At 56.3% G+C, this 19,917-nt stretch carries 19 protein-coding genes; 15 read left to right on the forward strand and 4 right to left on the reverse strand.

The features are described 5' to 3' along the window. Positions 1–94: 94 nt before the first annotated feature. The 8 genes from ACT3RT_RS16255 (at position 95) to pspG (ending at position 8,966) form a co-directional block, all read left to right on the forward strand. Positions 95–1,081 carry a substrate-binding domain-containing protein gene (locus ACT3RT_RS16255; protein ID WP_496203330.1) on the forward strand — a complete coding sequence of 329 codons (987 nt, stop codon included), beginning with the start codon at positions 95–97 and terminating at the stop codon, positions 1,079–1,081. 14 nt (positions 1,082–1,095) lie between these two features. Next, positions 1,096–2,637 (forward strand): sugar ABC transporter ATP-binding protein, encoded by a 1,542-nt coding sequence (locus ACT3RT_RS16260; protein WP_496203331.1) that lies wholly within the window; start codon positions 1,096–1,098, stop codon positions 2,635–2,637. A 168-nt stretch (positions 2,638–2,805) separates the two neighbouring features. After that, the gene (locus ACT3RT_RS16265) at positions 2,806–3,804 is read left to right on the forward strand and encodes an ABC transporter permease (RefSeq protein ID WP_396131253.1); all 999 of its coding nucleotides are present in this window, start codon (positions 2,806–2,808) and stop codon (positions 3,802–3,804) included. An 88-nt stretch (positions 3,805–3,892) separates the two neighbouring features. Continuing rightward, on the forward strand, positions 3,893–4,954 hold the full coding sequence (locus ACT3RT_RS16270) for a zinc-dependent alcohol dehydrogenase family protein (RefSeq protein ID WP_496203332.1): 1,062 nt from the start codon (positions 3,893–3,895) through the stop codon (positions 4,952–4,954). 18 nt (positions 4,955–4,972) lie between these two features. Beyond that, the gene (locus ACT3RT_RS16275; protein ID WP_496203333.1) at positions 4,973–5,896 is read left to right on the forward strand and encodes an aldose 1-epimerase; all 924 of its coding nucleotides are present in this window, start codon (positions 4,973–4,975) and stop codon (positions 5,894–5,896) included. Beyond that, a complete protein-coding gene (locus tag ACT3RT_RS16280) occupies positions 5,896–7,323 on the forward strand; it encodes a sugar porter family MFS transporter (RefSeq protein ID WP_437342041.1) in 1,428 nt (475 codons plus the stop codon). Before ACT3RT_RS16275 ends, ACT3RT_RS16280 begins: the two co-directional genes overlap by 1 nt. Positions 7,324–7,495: 172 nt before the next feature. Next, the gene (gene dusA / locus ACT3RT_RS16285; RefSeq protein WP_496203334.1) at positions 7,496–8,530 is read left to right on the forward strand and encodes a tRNA dihydrouridine(20/20a) synthase DusA; all 1,035 of its coding nucleotides are present in this window, start codon (positions 7,496–7,498) and stop codon (positions 8,528–8,530) included. Between the two features lie 199 nt (positions 8,531–8,729). After that, positions 8,730–8,966, forward strand: coding sequence for an envelope stress response protein PspG (gene pspG / locus ACT3RT_RS16290; RefSeq protein ID WP_034793444.1), 237 nt, complete (start codon positions 8,730–8,732; stop codon positions 8,964–8,966). Positions 8,967–9,342: 376 nt separating this feature from the next. Here pspG and ACT3RT_RS16295 read toward each other — a convergent pair whose 3' ends face one another. Beyond that, a complete protein-coding gene (locus ACT3RT_RS16295; protein ID WP_396131258.1) occupies positions 9,343–10,329 on the reverse strand; it encodes a quinone oxidoreductase in 987 nt (328 codons plus the stop codon). 193 nt (positions 10,330–10,522) lie between these two features. Between ACT3RT_RS16295 and dnaB the strand changes: the two genes are divergently transcribed. Both dnaB and alr read left to right on the forward strand, forming a co-directional pair. After that, the gene (dnaB, locus tag ACT3RT_RS16300; protein ID WP_353503509.1) at positions 10,523–11,929 is read left to right on the forward strand and encodes a replicative DNA helicase; all 1,407 of its coding nucleotides are present in this window, start codon (positions 10,523–10,525) and stop codon (positions 11,927–11,929) included. A gap of 195 nt (positions 11,930–12,124) precedes the next feature. Then, the gene (gene alr / locus ACT3RT_RS16305; protein WP_496203335.1) at positions 12,125–13,210 is read left to right on the forward strand and encodes an alanine racemase; all 1,086 of its coding nucleotides are present in this window, start codon (positions 12,125–12,127) and stop codon (positions 13,208–13,210) included. 6 nt (positions 13,211–13,216) lie between these two features. Here the strand turns inward: alr and ACT3RT_RS16310 are convergent, their stop codons facing one another. Then, positions 13,217–13,975, reverse strand: coding sequence for a 3-oxoacyl-ACP reductase family protein (locus ACT3RT_RS16310; protein WP_485902298.1), 759 nt, complete (start codon positions 13,973–13,975; stop codon positions 13,217–13,219). 125 nt (positions 13,976–14,100) lie between these two features. Here ACT3RT_RS16310 and ACT3RT_RS16315 point away from each other — a divergent pair, with 125 nt between their 5' ends. From ACT3RT_RS16315 to ACT3RT_RS16330, 4 genes are all read left to right on the forward strand, one after another. Continuing rightward, positions 14,101–15,033 (forward strand): LysR family transcriptional regulator, encoded by a 933-nt coding sequence (locus tag ACT3RT_RS16315; protein ID WP_485902300.1) that lies wholly within the window; start codon positions 14,101–14,103, stop codon positions 15,031–15,033. 162 nt (positions 15,034–15,195) lie between these two features. Next, complete coding sequence (locus ACT3RT_RS16320; protein WP_496203336.1) at positions 15,196–16,389, forward strand: amino acid aminotransferase; 1,194 nt, start codon at positions 15,196–15,198, stop codon at positions 16,387–16,389. A 123-nt stretch (positions 16,390–16,512) separates the two neighbouring features. Continuing rightward, positions 16,513–16,929: a secondary thiamine-phosphate synthase enzyme YjbQ gene (locus ACT3RT_RS16325; RefSeq protein ID WP_353503504.1), complete on the forward strand. Its 417-nt coding sequence runs from the start codon at positions 16,513–16,515 to the stop codon at positions 16,927–16,929. Positions 16,930–16,934: 5 nt separating this feature from the next. Next, on the forward strand, positions 16,935–17,288 hold the full coding sequence (locus tag ACT3RT_RS16330; protein WP_396131263.1) for an MmcQ/YjbR family DNA-binding protein: 354 nt from the start codon (positions 16,935–16,937) through the stop codon (positions 17,286–17,288). Positions 17,289–17,292: 4 nt separating this feature from the next. Here ACT3RT_RS16330 and ACT3RT_RS16335 read toward each other — a convergent pair whose 3' ends face one another. Beyond that, positions 17,293–18,222 carry a pyridoxamine 5'-phosphate oxidase family protein gene (locus ACT3RT_RS16335; protein ID WP_496203337.1) on the reverse strand — a complete coding sequence of 310 codons (930 nt, stop codon included), beginning with the start codon at positions 18,220–18,222 and terminating at the stop codon, positions 17,293–17,295. A gap of 33 nt (positions 18,223–18,255) precedes the next feature. After that, entirely contained in the window at positions 18,256–18,876 is a 621-nt protein-coding gene (locus ACT3RT_RS16340; protein WP_496203338.1) for a glutathione S-transferase family protein, read from the reverse strand. 100 nt (positions 18,877–18,976) lie between these two features. Here ACT3RT_RS16340 and ACT3RT_RS16345 point away from each other — a divergent pair, with 100 nt between their 5' ends. Further along, a complete protein-coding gene (locus ACT3RT_RS16345) occupies positions 18,977–19,873 on the forward strand; it encodes a LysR family transcriptional regulator (RefSeq protein ID WP_496203339.1) in 897 nt (298 codons plus the stop codon). Positions 19,874–19,917: the final 44 nt, after the last annotated feature.

Genomic DNA, 19,917 nt, shown 5'->3' on the forward strand with positions numbered 1-19,917 from the left:
AACGCAGTGAAAACATTTACTTCACAACTACAACAATAAATCAGGCATCACCCTTAACAGAACATCACGCCAACCCAGGAATACCGGAGGAATCATGCCGTTCAACTGTAAAAGAATTGCTCTGACTACCGCCCTACTGACCGGTTTATTCACCCTCACTCATGCGCAGGCCGAATCGGCAAAAGCGCTGACCGTCGGGGCCATCTATCTCGACACCCAAGGCTATTACGCCGGCGTGAAAGCCGGGGTTCAGCAAAGCGCCAACGCCTCGGGCGACAAGGTCAATTTGATTGAAACCAACGCGCAGGGCGATATCTCGAAAGAGAGCACCTTCATCGACACGCTGATTGCCCGCAAGGTGGACGCCATCGTGCTGTCTGCTGTGTCTGAGCAGGGCAGTCGCCGGGCGATCCAGCGAGCCAGCGAGGCCGGAATTCCGGTGGTTTGCTACAACACCTGCATCAGCGAAAAAGGCGTGCAGAAATATGTCGCTGCCTATCTGGTGGGCGATCCGGCGGAGTTCGGCCGCAAAGCGGGGAATGCCGCCGCCGACTACTTTATCGCCAACAACATTACTGCTCCAAAAATTGCGGTGATTAACTGCGAAGCCTTCGAGGTGTGCGTTCAGCGCCGTAAGGGGTTTGAGGCTGCCCTGAAACAGCGCGTGCCGGGCATGAGTATCGTGGCAAATCAGGAAGGGACCGCCATCGACAAAGCCATTTCCGTGGGCGAAAAGCTGCTGATTTCCCAGCCCGATCTGGACGCCATTTTTGGTGAGTCGGGCGGGGCTAGCCTTGGCGCCGTGAAAGCCGTGCGCAATCAGAATCGGGTAGGGAAAACCGTGGTGTTTGGCTCTGACATGACCACAGAAATCGCCCAAGAGTTAAATAAAAATCAGGTGCTTAAGGCCGTGGTAGATATTTCAGGTAAGAAAATGGGCGAGCAGGTATTTGCTAAAACGCTGCAGGCCATCAACAAAACCCTGCCAGCGGACAAAGTCATTCAGGTACCGATTGACCTCTACACCACCTCAGCGCAGGGACAGGGCTGGCTGGACACCCATCAGGATGGCCTACCTTAATCTGAGGTTCGACTATGTCAGCACTTGCAACGGCAGCAGACACCACGGCCACCCCTGAGGATGACAAGGATTGTGTTGCCTCGGTGCGTGGCGGCTACAAAGAGTATCCGGGCGTGATTGCTCTGGAGAATGTGGATTTCACACTAAAGCGCGGCGAGATCCGCGCCCTGCTGGGTAAAAACGGTGCCGGGAAATCGACACTGATTCGCCTGCTCACAGGCAGTGAAAAGCCGGATCGGGGAACCGTCACCTTAGGGGGGCAAACCCTCTCAGGCAGTGACGCCCAGCTCACTCGCCGCGCGGCGGAGTTAGGCGTTCGCGCGGTGTATCAGGAGCTGAGTCTGGTGGATGGCCTCAGCGTGGCGGAAAACCTCTATCTCGGCGAATGGCCGCGCAGCGGCGGCATGCTCGACACGCGGAAAATGTTGGAACAGGCGCGGCACTGCCTTGGGCACCTCGGTGTGGATATCGATCCGCTCCAGCGCGTTGAAAACCTCAGCCCGGCGCAGAAGCAGCTGGTAGAGATCGCCCGCGTCATGAAGGGCCATCCGCAGGTGGTTATCCTCGACGAACCCACCAGTTCTCTGGCTTCCAACGAAGTCGAACTGGTGATTGCCGCCGTTCAGGCAATGGCGGAAGTCGGCATCGCGGTTATTTACGTCAGCCACCGAATGAATGAAATCCGCCGTCTGGCCTCCAGCGCCACCATCATGCGTGACGGCAAAGTGGCGGGAAATGTGCGTTTGGCCGATGCCACCACCGAAGAGATTGTCGCCCTGATGCTGGGGCACAGCGGGCATCGCGATAACCAAGTCACCCAGCCACAAGGGGGCAAACCGGTGCTTTCTGTTCGCGGTCTGAATCTGCCACCCAAGCTTCACGACATTAATTTCGACCTGCTGCAAGGCGAGGTGTTGGGCATTGCCGGGCTGCTGGGATCGGGCAGAACAGAGCTGCTCAAAGCCTTGGCGGGTCTGGAGAGTTACAGCGACGGCGAGGTGGAAATCGACGGGGCGCGGATACACAAACCAACCTATGCCCGCATGCTGGCCCACGGATTGGGCTATACGCCGGAGAACCGCAAAGACGCTGGCATCATGCCGCTGCTCGGGGTGGATGAAAATACCGTGATGACCAACCGCCACCGCGTCAGCCGGTTCGGGGTGTTGCAGTGGGCCGACATTCGCCAATACACCCAGGACATTATCGCCAGGATGCGGGTGAAGGCCCCCAGCACCACGACGCCAATTGGCACGCTTTCCGGCGGCAATCAGCAGAAGGTGGTGATTGGCCGCTGGGTCTACGCCGAAAGCCGCGTACTGCTGCTCGACGAACCGACGCGCGGAGTGGACGTTGAGGCGAAAAACCAGATTTATCAAATCGTTCGCCAACTGGCCGCCGAAGGGAAAAGCATCATCTTTGTCTCCAGCGAGGTGGAGGAATTGCCGCTGGTGTGCGACCGAATTTTACTGCTGCAACAGGGCACGCTAACCCGAACCCTGAGGTCGCCAGTGAGTACAGAAGAATTAATGGCGGAAATATTAGCGTCACATTAAATAGCCGCAGTGAATAAAACCTGCGGTGAAAAATATCAATCAGGGCAGCGCTGAGTGGCTCAACAACATACTGCAATGTAAGAGCCTCTAGGTTGCCGGTAAATGATGATTTTATTTCCCAGCTTGTTATTTCGACGCTGGGGAATAGTGTGGAGTGATGAAATGACCATGACGACATTATCTTATCAACAGGAAAAGGGTGAGTCCCGCCGCGCCTTTATTTCGGCGAATATTAATGCCATTGGCCTATTAGTGGTTATCGCGCTGCTCTATCTAGTGTTTTCATTTTACGCGCCCGGCTTTATTTCCCTTAGTAACCAAATGAACGTGCTGCGCGATGCAGCGACTATCGGCATCGCGGCGTGGGCCATGACGCTGGTGATCATCGCCGGTGAAATCGATGTCAGCGTCGGGCCGACGGTGGCTTTTGTCTCAGTCTGTCTGGCTTATCTGATGCAGGCGCAGGTGCCGCTGGCGGCGTCGCTGGTGCTGGTGCTGATCCTTGGCGCGGCCTTTGGCACTCTGGCGGGCTTCTTGCGCGGTTGGTTTAACGTGCCGAGCTTTGTGGCCACGCTCGGCCTATGGAGTGCGCTGCGCGGGCTTGGCCTGTTTATGACCGACGCCCTGCCCGTGCCGATTGACGAAAACGACGTGCTCGACTGGCTGGGCGGACAGGTGGCGGGCATTCCGGTTTCCGCCCTTATCATGCTGATTTTATTTGCCGTATTCCTGTTTGTCAGCCGCAAAACGGCCTTCGGTCGCTCAGTATATGCCGTGGGCGGCAACGCCTCGGCGGCGCAGCTTTGCGGCATTAATGTCAAACGCGTGCGGGTGCTGATCTTCACGCTCTCCGGCCTGCTGGCCGCCGTCACCGGGATTCTTCTCGCGGCGCGTCTGGGTTCAGGTAACGCCGGGGCGGCAAACGGCCTGGAGTTTGATGTTATCGCGGCGGTGGTGGTGGGCGGCACGGCGCTGTCCGGCGGCCGAGGCTCGCTGCTCGGCACCCTGCTTGGGGTTCTGGTTATCACGCTAATTGGCAATGGACTGGTGCTGCTGGGGATTAACTCCTTCTTCCAGCAAGTGGTGCGCGGCGTAATTATCGTCGTCGCCGTGCTAGCAAATATTCTCCTGACTCAGCGAAATAGTCGAGTTCGCTCGAAAAAATAATCTGCACCCTTGCGCCTTGCAAAAATATTCGCGAGGCGTGATGGCAAAAAGAAAATGAACAATGTTCAAATTTATGGAGAGGAATAATATGAAAACCATGTTGGCGGCTTATTTACCGGGAAATTCCACTGCCGAATTAAGAGAGGTTGCTATTCCACAGCCGGGTATCGGGCAGGTATTAATTAAAATGAAATCGTCGGGAATTTGCGGTAGCGACGTTCATTATATTTACCACCAACATCGGGCGACCGCCGCGGCGCCGGATAAACCTCTTTATCAGGGCTTTATTAATGGCCACGAACCCTGTGGCCAAATTGTCAGCCTGGGGGCCGGGTGTCGCCACTTCAAAGAAGCTGACCGCGTGCTGGTGTACCACATTTCCGGCTGCGGATTCTGCCCCAACTGCCGCAAAGGGTTTCCTATCTCCTGCACCGGCGTGGGTAAAGCGGCCTACGGCTGGCAGCGCGATGGCGGGCATGCTGAATATTTGCTGGCGGAAGAAAAGGATCTGATTCATCTGCCGGAGTCTCTGAGCTATGAAGACGGCGCGTTTATCTCCTGCGGCGTGGGGACGGCCTATGAAGGCATCCTGCGCGGCAATGTCTCAGGCAGCGACAACGTGCTCGTTGTCGGGCTTGGCCCGGTGGGCATGATGGCGATGATGCTGGCGAAGGGGCGAGGTGCCAAGCGCGTTATTGGCGTTGATGTTCAGCCTGAGCGTCTGGCGACCGCCAAAAAGCTCGGCTTGATGGATCACGGCTTTTTAGCCAGCGGGGACAGCCTGATCCCTTCTATTGTCGAGCTGACGAGGGGCGGGGCTGATGTCGCGCTGGACTGCTCCGGCAATGCCCAAGGCCGCTTGCTGGCCTTGCAAGCGACCGCCGACTGGGGGCGTGTGGTCTATATCGGCGAAACCGGCAAAGTCGAATTTGAAGTCAGCGCCGACCTAATGCACCACCAGCGGCAGATCATCGGCTCGTGGGTCACCAGCCTCTACAACATGGAGAAATGCTGTGGCGATTTACACGACTGGAAGATGCGGCCGCAAAGCGCCATTACCCACCGTTTCACGCTGGAACAGGCGGGCGAGGCCTATGCGCTAATGGCCAGTGGCAAATGCGGCAAAGTTGTCATCAACTTCGCCGATTAACCCTTCGAGGAGCGCGCTATGTCTCTGTTTACGCTAACCAATCCACAGCTTTCCCTTAAGGTGTCTACTCATGGCGGCAGCATCATCCAGCTGGTGGCACATCGCAACGGAGCCGACCTGCCATTGTTGCGACCAGCAAAAGTCTCCCCCGATACGCCGCCGCTGCAATCCGGCTGTTTTCCGCTGGTGCCTTTTGGTAATCGGGTTAACGGCAACCAGTTTGACTTTAACGGCACGCGCTATCCGTTAAAACCCAACACCGACTGGGATGCCCACTATTTGCACGGTGATGGTTGGTTACAGGAGTGGCGCTGCGCCGAACATGATGATTGGCACCTGCTGTTGGAGTTTAGCCATCATCACGGAGCTTATCAGTATCGCGCTTTGCAGCGATTTGAGCTGGTGGATAATCAGCTTGAGGTGACGCTCAGTGTCACGAATCTGGGCAAAGTGGCGATGCCCTTTGGCCTTGGCTGGCACCCCTATTTCCCTCTTGATGAGGACACCCTGCTTCAGGCCAATGCTGCAGGATATTGGCTGGAAGAGGCTCAGTGGCTGGCGGGTGAACATCAGGCCGACTTACCCGAGGATGTGCAGTTCTCGACGGCAAAAACCTTGCCGCGCCGCTGGGTGAACAACGGGTTTTCGGGGTGGGATGGGCAGGCGAACATTATCTGGCCGAGTCATCAACAGCAGCTAAGTCTGTCTACGGAGCCAGCCTGTCCGGTCTATTTCGTTTTCGTCTCAGACCCTAAGTTCGATCGCGGCTATGACTTTGATTTCTTCTGTTTCGAGCCGATGAGTCACGCCGCCAATGGCCACAACATGGCTGATTTAGGGGGCCTCAAGGTGCTGGAACCCCATGAAACGCTTACTCAAACCATGACGCTTACTTCGGAAAGCACCCTAACTCCTACGACGACGGGCGAGGAGCAGCAATGATGAAAAATCCTACAACACTGAACATGCCCTATGTCTGGATGATCTGTCTGGTTGCCGCCTGTGGCGGGCTGCTGTTTGGTTACGACTGGGTGGTGATTGGTGGCGCGAAGCCGTTCTACGAGGCCTATTTCCATATTACCGACCCCGCCACCTCCGGCTGGGCCATGAGCTCGGCGCTGGTGGGCTGTATCCTTGGGGCCATGGTATCGGGCTGGCTGTCAGACCGTTTTGGCCGCCGCCTGCCGCTGATTATCGCGGCGATTGCCTTTACGCTCTCGGCCGTGGGAACTGCACTGGCTAACGACTTCGACTGGTTTGTGTTTTGGCGCATTGTCGGCGGGGTCGGTATTGGTCTGGCTTCGGCCCTCGCGCCGGTTTATATCGCCGAGATCAGCCCAGCCGAGAAGCGCGGGCGCTTTGTGGCCGTCAATCAGTTGACCATTGTTATCGGTGTGCTTGCCGCGCAGCTGGTCAACCTGATGATTGCTGAACCCGTGGCTTCGGCGGCGACACAGGCTGAAATCCTGCAAACCTGGAATGCGCAGGTTGGCTGGCGCTACATGTTCGGCGCGGAAGGCATTCCGGCAGTGTTGTTCCTGCTACTGATGTTCGTGGTGCCGGAATCACCGCGCTGGCTGGCGAAAGCAAACCGCTATCCGCAGGCTGAAAAAGTGCTGCGCCGCATTGGCTCGGTGGAGTACGCGCAGCAGACGCTGTCTGACATTCGCCACTCGCTGGGGTCGGAAAACCAGCAAGTGCCGCTCTCCGCCCTATGGCAGCCGAAAGTTAGACCTATCGTGGTGATGGGCGTGGTGCTGGCGGTATTTCAGCAGTGGTGCGGGATTAACGTCATCTTCAACTACGCGCAGGAGATTTTCGCCTCGGCGGGCTTCGACATCAACGACACGCTGAAATCCATTGTGGCCACCGGCCTGATCAACCTGATCTTTACACTTCTGGCGCTGCCGCTGGTGGACCGCATTGGGCGTCGCCGCCTGATGCAGTACGGCGCGGCGGGCCTGACCATCATCTACGTGCTGATTGGTATGGCCTATTCCTTTGGCATTATGGGGCTGCCGGTTCTGCTCCTGGTGCTGGTCGCCATTGCGATTTACGCGGTAACGCTGGCTCCGGTGACGTGGGTTTTGCTGTCAGAAATCTTCCCCAATCGGGTGCGAGGCACGGCAATGGCGACCTGTACGCTGGCGCTGTGGGTCGCCTGTTTTGTCCTAACTTACACCTTCCCGCTGCTTAACGTGGCGCTGGGCGCGGCGGGGAGTTTCTTCATGTATGGCGCGATTTGCCTTGCGGGATGGGCCTTCGTGCAACTCAAGGTGCCTGAAACCAAAGGTGTTTCACTGGAAGTGTTGGAGCAACAGCTGGGGCAGAGCAAGGCCGAGCGGGCTTCAACCAAGGCGATCGTCTAAACCGCGTTGCTGTAAGAGTGATTATTGAAATGGCTCACGGGGGTTTTGCCTTTAGCGGCAGAGCACCCCGTGAGATGCCGAATCGCCGTTCTGTGATATAATCTGCGATTCCATTCCTTCGGCCAATGATGCTCGAGGGAGCGCCCGAACACCTTCAGCGAATCTCAGGTCGATGTCAGAAACTCAAAACGCCACATCTCAAGCCAGCACCAAACCCTATTCGGCCCAACGTTTTTCCGTCGCGCCGATGCTCGACTGGACCGATCGTCATTGCCGCCATTTCCATCGTTTAATGACCGGCCAAACGCTGCTGTACACCGAAATGGTTACCACCGGCGCGATCATTCACGGTAAAGGCGACTACCTTGGATTTGGTGACGCGGAGCACCCTGTGGCGCTGCAACTGGGTGGCAGCAATCCTGCTGATTTGGCGACCTGCGCCAAGCTTGCGGAACAGCGCGGCTATGATGAAATCAACCTGAACGTCGGCTGCCCGTCTGACCGCGTGCAAAACGGCATGTTCGGTGCCTGCCTGATGGCGCAAGCCTCGCTGGTGGCAGACTGCATCAAGGCCATGCGCGACGTGGTGTCCATTCCCGTGACGGTAAAAACGCGTATTGGCATCGACGAACAAGACAGCTACGAGTTCCTTTGCGACTTCGTTCAGCAAGTCTCTGAGAAGGGCGGCTGCGACACCTTTATCATCCATGCCCGCAAAGCCTGGTTGTCTGGCCTCAGCCCGAAAGAGAACCGTGAGATCCCACCGCTGGATTACCCGCGCGTATATCAGCTGAAAAAAGACTTCCCGCACCTGACGATGGCGATTAACGGCGGCATCAAAACGCTGGAAGAAGCCAAGGCGCATTTGCAACATATGGATGGCGTGATGGTGGGGCGCGAAGCCTATCAAAACCCTGGCATGTTGCTGAACGTGGACCGCGAGCTGTTTGGCTCAGATGCCCCGCTGCGCACGGCGCCGGAGGTTATTCGTAGCATGTATCCGTACATTGAGGCGGAGTTGGCGAAGGGCACTTATCTGGGGCACATGACGCGGCACATTCTGGGAATTTTCCAGAGCGTGCCCGGCGCGCGCCAATGGCGTCGTCACCTGAGCGAAAACGCCCATAAGCCGGGTTCAGGTATTGAAGTGGTCGAGCAGGCGCTGCAGCTGGTCACTCAGCCGCACGCGGCGCTCAGCCAAGCTTAAATCTGTTAGTTAAATCCGCTAAAAATTAGCCTTTCTTACTATCACGCCATCAGCTCTAATAACTGATGGCGTAAATTCTTCTTAAAAATCAAATCAATAAATTATCCGCCGTTCTGGCATGTTTCTTGTATTAGCTAGGAGAGTCAGATGACATTCGTCAGGCTGTTCCGTGTTTTCGCTGTTTATTAAGGAGCATGCGATGTTGGAAATTCTCTTTGTGCTTGGCTTTTTCTTTATGTTGATGCTGACCGGTATTTCGCTGCTGGGCATGATTGCTGCGCTGGTGGTGGCCTTTGCGGTGATGATGCTGGGAGGCTTTGTGGCTATTGTTATAAAAATGTTGCCGTGGCTGCTGCTGGCCGTTGCCGTGGTGTGGGTCTATCGCGCCTTTAAGAAGCCCGACACGCCGCGCTACCGTTCGCGCCGCCTGCCATAACCTGTAGAAGATGATGAATTATTCGAATTATCAGCTATCTGAGCTTTAACCTGCTCGGATTGACTGCAACATTTGTCGAGATAACTTTTACTTATGTGGCATCGATCACAGCTTACACTTTTAAGTCCGCAGATTTTTTATTAACCATACTTTTTAACATTAAGGGCTGCTAGGATGCATTTCTCGCGCTGCGAATGTCAGCTCGAACGAAATTCATCAAATCCGTGAGATATAAAATAGAGGCTTAAGCCTCATCGTCCGCGGATTTACCTTGCAGTACCCCTACAAGCAGTACCCGTCTTTATCAGCAGTCGTCTGAGCAAGACAGTAAAAGGGCTTCCACACGGAAGCCCTTTTGCATTTCAGTAATAGCAGATCATTTGCCGGGGATCAGCAGGCTAGAGCCTTGCGTCGCGCGGCTTTCCAGCGTTTCATGGGCACGCTTCGCTTCGGACAGCGGGAATTTTTGCGCCTCGCTGACATCCACTTTGATAGCGCCGCTGGCAATCAGCGAGAACAGCTCGTCGCTGGCGGTTTTCAGCTCTTCGCGGTTGGTGATGTAACTGCCGAGGCTCGGACGAGTGACGAACAGCGAGCCTTTCTGCGACAGAATCCCTAAATTGACCCCTGACACCGGGCCGGAAGCATTACCGAAGCTGACCAGCAGGCCGCGCGGTTTCAGGCTATCGAGGGAGCGCTCAAAGGTATCTTTACCCACCGAGTCATAAACCACGCCGACTTTTTCGTTATTGGTCAGCGCTTTAACACGGGCAACAATGTCTTCCGTCTGGTAGTTAATCGTCGCCCATGCCCCGGCTTCTTTCGCCCGTTGGGCTTTCTCTTCTGAGCCGACGGTACCAATCAGGTTCGCACCCAGCGCTTTCGCCCACTGGCAGGCGATCAGGCCCACACCACCGGCGGCAGCGTGGAACAGGAAGGTTTCACCGGCCTGAATTTTATGGGTTTGGCGCAGCAAATAGTGGACGGTCAAACCTTTGAGGAACGACGCGGCGGCCACTTCAAAACTAATAGCATCGGGCAGCAGGGCGATTTTTTCTTGCGAAACGTTATGCACTTCGCTGTAGGCACCCAAAGGAGCCTGCGCGTACACCACACGGTCACCGACCTTAATGCCCGTCACATTGCTGCCAACTTTGCTCACCACGCCAGCGGCTTCCGTGCCCAGCCCGGAAGGCAAGGGGGCAGGGTACAAGCCACCGCGAATATAGGTATCAATGTAGTTGATGCCTATCGCTTTATTCTCGACCTGTACTTCGCCCGCGGCCGGGTCTTGTGGTTGGAAATCGACATATTGCAGAACATCGGGGCCGCCTGTTGCGGCAAATTGAATGCGCTTAGCCATGTTTTAATCTCGTGTTAGGGTCTGTTTTCAACCCTAGGCTAAATGTTTGCGACAATCCAGATTTTAGGCACAGCGGGTTAATACCCTTTTGAAATGAGACAGCACAACCTATACTAAGCAGCGAAAAAACTTCCTAAATTACTGGGAAGTCGATGCTCACAAAACAGGCGCTTACCGCAGGAATTTCCCACACATGGCAGCAAAAAAACCGACCAATCAACAGAACGAAAACCGCGATCGTCAGATGGAAGGATTGAAGCTTCCTCCGCACTCGCTGGAAGCTGAACAATCCGTTCTGGGCGGGCTAATGCTGGATAACGAGCGCTGGGACAACGTGGCGGAACGCGTGGTCAGCAATGACTTCTTCAGCCGCCCGCATCGCCTGATTTTTACCGAAATGCAGCGCTTGCTGGAAATGAGCAAGCCTATCGACTTAATAACCCTGTCTGAATCGCTGGAGCAAAAAGGCGATTTAGACTCAGTGGGCGGCTTTGCCTATTTAGCCGAGCTGTCGAAAAACACCCCAAGTGCGGCCAACATCGGCGCTTATGCCGATATTGTGCGCGAACGTGCAGTTGTTCGCGAAATGATTTCGGTCGCCAATGAAATTGCCGACGCCGGTTATGACCCGCAGGGCCGCAGTAGTGAAGACCTGCTGGATCTGGCGGAATCTCGCGTATTCCAAATTGCCGAAAGCCGCGCCAACAAAGACGAAGGCCCGAAAAGCATTGACCGCATTTTGGAAAGCACGGTGTCGCGCATCGAAGAACTCTTCCAGCGCCCGCACGACGGCGTCACTGGGGTGTCCACCGGCTATGCCGATTTGGATAAGAAAACTGCCGGTTTGCAGAAATCAGATTTGATTATCGTGGCGGCGCGTCCTTCGATGGGTAAAACCACCTTTGCGATGAACCTCGCCGAAAACGCCGCAATGATGCAGGAAAAACCGGTGCTTATCTTCAGTCTGGAGATGCCCGGCGACCAGATTATGATGCGTATGCTGGCGTCGCTTTCTCGCGTCGACCAAACCAAAATCCGTACCGGCCAGCTTGACGACGAGGATTGGGCACGCATCTCCAGCACCATGGGTATCCTGCTGGAAAAACGCAATATGTACATAGATGACTCCTCTGGCCTGACGCCAACCGAAGTGCGCTCCCGCGCGCGGCGTATTTTCCGCGAACACGGCGGCCTGAGCCTGATCATGATCGACTACTTACAGCTGATGCGCGTTCCTTCGCTGTCCGACAACCGTACCTTGGAAATCGCCGAAATCTCCCGGTCGCTCAAAGCCTTAGCTAAAGAGCTGCAAGTGCCAGTAGTGGCGCTGTCGCAGCTGAACCGCAGTCTGGAGCAGCGCGCGGATAAACGCCCGGTTAACTCCGACTTGCGTGAATCCGGCTCCATCGAGCAGGATGCCGACTTGATCATGTTCATCTATCGTGACGAGGTTTATCACGATAATAGTGAAGAGAAAGGCATCGCCCAGATCATCCTCGGTAAGCAGCGTAACGGCCCAATCGGTACGGTTCGATTGACCTTTAATGGGCAGTTTTCGCGGTTTGATAACTATGGTGGTCCTCAATACGACGAGGACTAGTGTGCGGGGCTATTTTGCTTGCCATTTTGCGTCCGGGCAGTGCTCAAAATCCTCGTGTACTACGTGTACACTCCGGTTTTTCCGCGCTGGCCGAACGCAAACTGACTGCGCCAATAACGCCCCTTAGCTTTCGTGTTAATTCCCTATGAAGCTAGGGGTGTCATTTTTAAATTAAGAATTTATAAAGGAATCAAGATGAAAGCGGCTACGGCTGTCATTGATTGCCGCGCTCTGCGACATAATCTGCAACGGGTGCGGCATATGGCGCCGCAAAGTCGTGTGGTGGCGGTGGTGAAGGCTAACGCCTACGGACACGGTTTGCTGGAAGCCGCGCAGGCTTTGCAGGATGCAGATTGCTACGGCGTGGCTCGCCTGAGCGAAGCATTAACTCTGCGGGCTGGCGGTATTATTAAGCCTATTTTGCTGCTAGAAGGGTTTTTTAGCGCCGAAGAGCTGCCTTTGGTGGCGGCGCGGGGGTTGGAAACCGCGGTTCACAGCCGTGAACAGTTACAGGCTCTGGAGCAGGCTACGCTCGACAAGCCGCTCACGGTGTGGATGAAACTCGACACCGGTATGCATCGTTTGGGGGTTCACCCCGCCGAAGCCGAGGCGTTTTATCAGCGCCTCAGCGCCTGTCCGAATGTTCGCCAGCCGGTTAGTATTATGAGCCACTTCGCCCGTGCAGACGAACCCGATGTTGAAGCCACGCCTGACCAGATTCGCTGCTTCCAGCAGTTCACTCAGGACAAGCCGGGGCTGAAATCTCTCGCCGCCTCGAGCGGAATTCTCCACTGGCCCGAAGCCCATCACGACTTAGTGCGCGCTGGCCTGATCCTCTACGGCGTTTCGCCGATGAGCTTCGCCGATGCCGCCCATTTTGGCTTAAAACCCGCGATGACCCTGACCTCCAGCCTGATCGCCGTGCGCGATCACGCGGCGGGTGAACCTGTGGGCTATGGCGGCGTTTGGCGCAGCACGCGAGATACGCGCCTTGGCGTGGTGGCGATGGGCTATGGCGACGGTTATCCAAGAAGCGCGCCGAGCGGCACGCCGGTGCTGGTCAATGGCCGCATTGTGCCAATCGTCGGACGCGTTTCGATGGATATGATTTCCGTCGATCTCGGCCCGGATGCCACCGACCGGGTGGGGGATGAAGTGATTTTCTGGGGAGAAGGGCTGCCGGTCGAACGGATCGCCGCCGCGACCGGCATCAGCCAGTACGAGCTGGTCACTCAGTTGACCGCCCGCACTGCCCGCGTTTATGTCGGTAATGACGCCTGAGTGCTATTAGGCGCCAAAACCACCGTCGATAGTCAGGCTGGCTCCGCTGATATAACCCGCCTCGGGGCCAGAGAGGAAAGCCACAAAGGCAGCAATTTCGCTGTCTTTGCCATAACGGTTTACCGCAATCAGCTTCGTTAACTCTTCTGCCATCGCGCCTTGTGCCGGATTCATATCGGTATCAACCGGGCCGGGCTGAACGTTATTCACCGTGATCCCCCGTGGCCCTAAATCTCGCGCCAATCCTTTGGTAAGGCCAACTATGGCTGATTTACTCATGGCGTACACCGCGCCACCGGCGAAGGGCATGCGATCAGCGTTGGTGCTGCCGATATTGATAATGCGCCCACCTTCCGGCATGTGGCGCGCCGCTTCCTGACTGGCAACAAACACGCTGCGTACATTGATGGCAAGCGTGCGATCGAAGTCTTCCATGCTGAATTCGTCGAGCGGCGCGACGGCCAAAACCCCGGCGTTGTTGACCAGAATATCGACATGGCCGAAATGCTTGGCGGCCTGCGTGATGGCCAGACGAACGGCCTGCTCATTTGCGCTGTCGGCCTGAATGGCTAAGGCTTTAACGCCGATTTTTTCAATCTCTGCCGCCAGCGCGTTGGCTTTCTCCGCCGAAGAAACGTAGGTAAAGGCCACGCTTGCGCCTTCCTGAGCTAAGCGACGAACGATAGCCGCGCCGATACCCCGCGCGCCGCCTTGGACGAAAGCGACTTTGCCAGCCAGTGAAGAAGAAGGTGTTGTGGTAGTCATGGTATGTCTCCAAATCATTAGGAAGAGGTGTTGATGGAGACAAGTATTGACCCGAAATTAGGATAGGAATAGCCAGTAATCGCTATAATCATTTCAAACCAAAAGTTTGAAATGGGCCTAAGAGTATGATTAATCATCTGGAATGCTTTGTAGAGAGTGCCGATACGGGCAGTTTTTCGGCTGCCGGGCGGCGTCTGGCATTGACCTCGGCGGCGGTAGGCAAAAACGTCACTACGCTGGAAGCCCAGCTTGGGGTGCGGCTCTTCCAGCGCAGCACGCGCAAACTTACGCTAACCGAAGCGGGCGAGCGCTTTTTACTCGAGGTTCGCGGTGGTTTGGCGTCGATTCAGATGGCGATGAACAGTCTGGACAGCAGCGCGCAGCATCCGTCAGGGCCGCTCAAGGTGAGCGTCGGCACCCACTTTGGTATTCACTATTTGCTGCCTTTGCTGGACGAGTTTTTGGGCCGCTATCCTCTTATTCGCCCCGATTGGGAATTTGATAATCGCAAAATCGACCTGATTGGCGAGCGATTCGACGCAGCTATCGGCGGCGGATTTGAGCTGCCGCAAGGGATTGTGGCCCGCGAACTTGCGCCAGCGCACACCGTTTTGGCGGCGTCGCCCGCCTATCTCGCCAGCAAGCCGCCTTTTGTCGAACCCGAAGATTTAGCCTTTGGCGAGGGGATCCGCATTCGCTCTCCACAGACCGGGCGTGTGCGTAATTTTATCCTGCGCGACAGCCAGGACCGGCAGGCGGCCATTTCGTTGCCCGAGCGTATGACCTTCAACGAGCCAGAAGCTTGCTGCCAGGCGGCAGTGATGGGATTGGGCATCGCGGTGGCGAGCCTTCCCAATTTATTGCCCTATCTGGAGAGTGGTCGGCTGGTTCGCGTATTGCCGAATTGGTATGCCGAAAACGGTACGCTTTCGCTCTATTTTCCCACGCATAAAATGCTGCCCGCAAAGACCCGAGTTTTTGTGGATTTCGTGATGGAAAAGTTCCGCGAACAGCAGCTTTCACGCAGATTTGACGCACGAATAATGTTCGTAAATTGACACCATATAGTAGTCATTTTTTTTAACGAACTTTGTTAGTCTGTGAAGCAAGCGAGTCCAATGATTGACCCCGGATCCCCCCGCCGACGCGACTGAGCGGCGTGGGCAAGAGATCCGAGCGACGCGATCATTTGAAAATAAACCACCGAGGAGATGTATACCGTGTTCCAACATGTCGATGCCTATGCGGGTGATCCGATCCTGTCGTTGATGGACAGTTTCAAAAATGATCCAAGAGAGAAGAAGGTTAACCTGAGCATCGGTTTGTATTACGACGAGCAAGGTATTATTCCTCAACTGCCTTCCGTCGCGGCGGCGGAAGAATGGCTGAACGCCCAGCCTCAGGCGGCGTCAGTTTACCTGCCGATGGACGGCTTGCCGGCCTACCGCAGCGCGATTCAGACGCTGTTATTTGGTGCTGAACACCCGGTGCTGAAAGAGGGGCGCATTGCGACCATTCAGACCGTTGGCGGCTCGGGCGCGCTGAAAGTCGGCGCAGATTTTCTGAAAACCTACTTCCCGAATTCAGAAGTCTGGGTGAGCGACCCAACCTGGGATAACCACGTGGCTATCTTTAGCGGCGCGGGTTTCAAGGTTCACACTTACCCGTACTTTGATCCAAAAAGCCTCGGCGTCGACTTCGCCGGTATGCTCGAGACGCTGAAAACCCTGCCTGCGCAGAGCATCGTTCTGCTGCACCCGTGCTGCCACAACCCAACGGGTTCTGATCTAACGCCAGCGCAGTGGGACCAAGTGATTGAAATTGCTAAACAGCGCGACCTGATCCCCTTCCTCGACATCGCTTATCAGGGCTACGGCGCGGGTATCGACGAGGACGTTTATGCCATTCGCGAAATGGCGGCGGCGGGCGTGACCTGCTTCGTCAGCAACTCCTTCTCCAAGATTTTCTCGCTGTACGGCGAGCGCGTCGGCGGCCTGTCCGTGGTGTGTGAAAATGCCGAATCAGCTGGTCGCGTCCTGGGCCAGTTGAAAGCCACCGTGCGCCGTAACTACTCCAGCCCGCCAAACTTTGGTGCGCAGGTGGTAGCCAAAGTCCTGAACGACAGCCAGCTCAAGGCCCAATGGCTGAGCGAAGTGGAAAACATGCGCGCGCGTATTCTGGAAATGCGCCAAACGCTGGTTAACAGTCTGAAAGTCTCGCTGCCTAATCGCAACTTTGATTACCTGCTGCAACAGCGCGGCATGTTCAGCTACACCGGCTTCAGCGTGGCGCAGGTTGATCGTCTGCGCGAAGAGTTCGGCGTCTACCTGATTGCCAGCGGCCGCGTTTGCATGGCGGGCCTGAACCACCACAACGTGAAGCAGGTTGCCGAGGCATTCGCCGCCGTTCAGTAACTCTCGCCATCCCTCCTGCAATCCGAATTATTTTGCAGGAAGCGTTTTTAAGGGCCGACAGCAATGTCGGCCCTTTTTATTGGCTGCTATCCTTAACGAGCAACCGTTTTGATAGGAGACACTATGTGGCATCAGCAGACCTTCACCCTTAGCGCGAAATCGCGAGGTTTTCATTTAGTGACCGACGAAGTGCTCAGTCATATTCAGCGTCTGCACGAAGTGCAAATCGGCCTGTTGCATCTGTTTATCCAGCACACCTCAGCCTCGCTGACCCTCAATGAAAACTGCGATCCCACCGTGCGAGTGGACATGGAGCAGCATTTCATGCGCAGCGTGCCGGAAAACGCGCCCTATGAGCACGATTACGAAGGGCGAGACGACATGCCGGGTCACATTAAATCGTCACTATTGGGTGCATCATTAATGCTGCCCGTTTCGAAGGGCAAACTGGTGTTGGGCACCTGGCAAGGCATTTGGCTGGGCGAACACCGGATCGACGGCGGACAGCGCCGGATCGTCGCTACCTTGCAAGGGGAATGAGAAAAATGACCAATGAGGAATTACTCGATTATTGTTTGGGGAAGCCGGGCGCGGAGGCCACGCAGAATACCCAGCGCGGTGCTAACCAAATTAAAGTGGCGGACGTGATGTTTGCCATGTTCTGCGAATGCAACGGGCGGCAGGCTATTTCGCTCAAAACCAGTGCCGAATTGGCCGACGACTTGCGGGCCAAGCACGACTGCGTGATCCCCGGCGATAAGCTGAATAAGGCGCACTGGAACACCATTTATATCGATGGCGACTTGCCGGACTCGCAGTTTTACTACCTGATCGACGGCTCCTATCAGCTGGTGGTAGCTTCTCTGCCTGAATCAGCGCGCCACGGTTTAGGCGCGTAGCGCATTACCACTGCCCGGTGCCGAGCGAGGCGGGTGAATACTCCACGTTACGCCCGCGCCAAGGCAGTGCCTGACGGAAACGCCACGCCCGCTGGACATCGACACACCAATAACGCTGGGCTCCTTCGGGGCCTTTAATCGTTTCTGGCTGCCAGACAATCTCCGTGGTGCCCTGCAAGTGCAGAATATCGCCATTGTCGAAGTCGGGAAACAGCAGGGCGGCGCGCGGTTTCGCCAGAAGATTACCCAGCGTATTCATAAACTTATTGCCAACGAAGTCGGGGATCCACAGGCGATTGCCGTCTATCTTCACAAAGCCCGGCTGCCCGCCGCGATGGGAGATATCCGCGCCGCCCTGCGCTTTTTCGCTGTAGGCGTGAGAAGCCACAAACAGAGTGTCGGCGCGGTGGATCAGCGCTCGCGCTTCATCATCTAACTGGGCTAAATCCTCTCTGGCGGCAGGCGGCGTTGCGCTGTCCATGGGGTAGATCTCGCGGATCTGAATGTATTTCGGGCAGTTGCCGAAGCTTTGATCGACGGCGATCTCAATACGGTTTTTATCCATCCGGCCGATCCGCCCGTTAGCCCGATTGCGGCGGCGGTTGGAGAAGTCGATGCCCAAAATACCGATCTCTTTACCAGAAAACATGGCATTCAGCGCCGGGTCATCCTGCCGACGCGGGGCGTTAATGCGCAGATGCGTGTCGTCCGGCGAGCTGACAAAGCCCGGTGGGCCGGTGAAGAGCGTCGCCAGCGGCCAGCCTTCATCATCAATGGTGGAAGCCAGCAGATAGGGCAAACCGGCGAAAAACGTCCGGTGCTGCTCTGGCATGGCGGCGCGGATTGGCGCGCTGGTGATATCAAACTGCGCCAAGGCCTGCGCCCGGCGTTCATCAGGGTGAAAAACATCATTCACGGCTAAGGATTCGCTCATTTTCCACCCCGACTTTTCTTCTTAATGTGGCCGTTACATCACTTCAGCAGGCAGCGCCAGCTCTGGCTGTGGCTGGTAGCCGGGCAGCTTTTCAATGCGGGCTAGCCAGCGACGAATCGACGGATAGTTGACGAGCGAAATGCCGCCCTCTGGCGCGGTTTTGACATAGCAGGAGCAGGCCAGATCCGCGATAGTCGCTTTATCGGTCGCCAGGAATTCATGCTGGCGCAGGTGCTCTTCCAACTGGGGCAAAAACTTGCGTGAAACGGCAATCGCCGCGTCGTAGTGCTCCGGCGCTTTGAACTGCGTCACCATGCGGGCAGACGCCACGCCGTAGCGGATCTCGCCAGCCGCTTTCGACAGCCACTGTTGCACCTGGGCGGCTTCGACCGCGTCTTCCGGCAGCCAGTGGCTGTTCGGCGCATAGCGTTTCACCAGATAGACCAGAATGGCGTTGCTGTCCGTCAGCACCACATCGCCATCGACCAGCACGGGAACTTGCGCCATCGGGCTGAGCTTTTTGAATTCGTCGGTTTGGCGCAACGCCGCCGGCGCATCGATGGATTCGAACGGCAGGCTGAGCATGTTGACCAGTAACACCACGCGGTGGCAGTGACCAGACAGCGGGGTTCCGTAAAGTTTAATGTGGGGCATGGTGATTCTCCTTGTTCGGGTTAACTCCAGATTACTCTTGCAACAAACAAAGTGAATCCGCCAATATTGAAATATACCCTTGCAGTTAGTGGAATAATCTATGGACCGTTTGGACGAGCTGGAAATTTTCGTGGCGGTGCTGCAACACGGCAGTCTGGCCGAGGCGGCGCGTAAAACGCGGCGCTCTGCTCCCGCCATCACTCGCGCCATCGCCTCACTTGAGCAGCGATTTGGTGCGCGATTGGTTGAACGCACCACGCGACGCCTCGCGCCGACCGAGGCCGGGGCGCGGCTGGCAGAAAAGGCCCAGTTGCTGATTGGGCACTACCAGGATGCCCTGCTCGACACCGCCGAAACCCAGCTCAGCGGCCTGCTGCGCATCACCGCGCCGGTGCAGTTTGGCCGTAAACACATTGCCCCGCTGGTGATGGAATTCCTCACGCTGCATCCCGATATGCAAATCGAAATGCTGCTCAATGACCGCAATGTGGACCTGATTGACGAAGGTCTGGATTTGGCGATTCGCATTGGGCATCTGGAGGATTCGGGCAAGGTGGCACGCAAGGTGGGGGAGGTGCCTCGCATGCTAGTGGCGAGCCGCGAATATGTGGCGAAGCACGGCCAGCCGCGTGAACCCGCCGAGTTAACCGAGCACCAAATCATCCTCAGCACTTTAAAATCCCCGCGCCGGGAGTGGCGTTTTGGCCCGAGGGAGGATGGCCTGCGCGTTAAGCTTTCGCCCCGTTTGATGTTTAACGAAGTGGAGTCCCAGCTGCTGGCGGTGCGCGCCGGGCACGGGATTGCGCGCCTGCTGAGTTATCAGGTGGCGGATGATTTGGCCGCAGGGACCATGATGAGATTGTTGCCCAACGACGAGCCGCTGCCGATGCCGGTGCAATTGGTGGCGCAAAAGGTGGAAAGGATGCCGCGCAAGGTGAGGACGTTTTGGGATTTTGCCTGTGACAGGCTGGGGCAGTTACCGCAGATTCATACTTGATTTGAAGGCAGGAGGATCACCCCTTCTCCCAAAGCAGGAGAAGG

It is taken from the genome of Ewingella sp. AOP9-I1-14 (genome assembly GCF_052375995.1).
GTDB classification, from domain to species: domain Bacteria; phylum Pseudomonadota; class Gammaproteobacteria; order Enterobacterales; family Enterobacteriaceae; genus Ewingella; species Ewingella allii.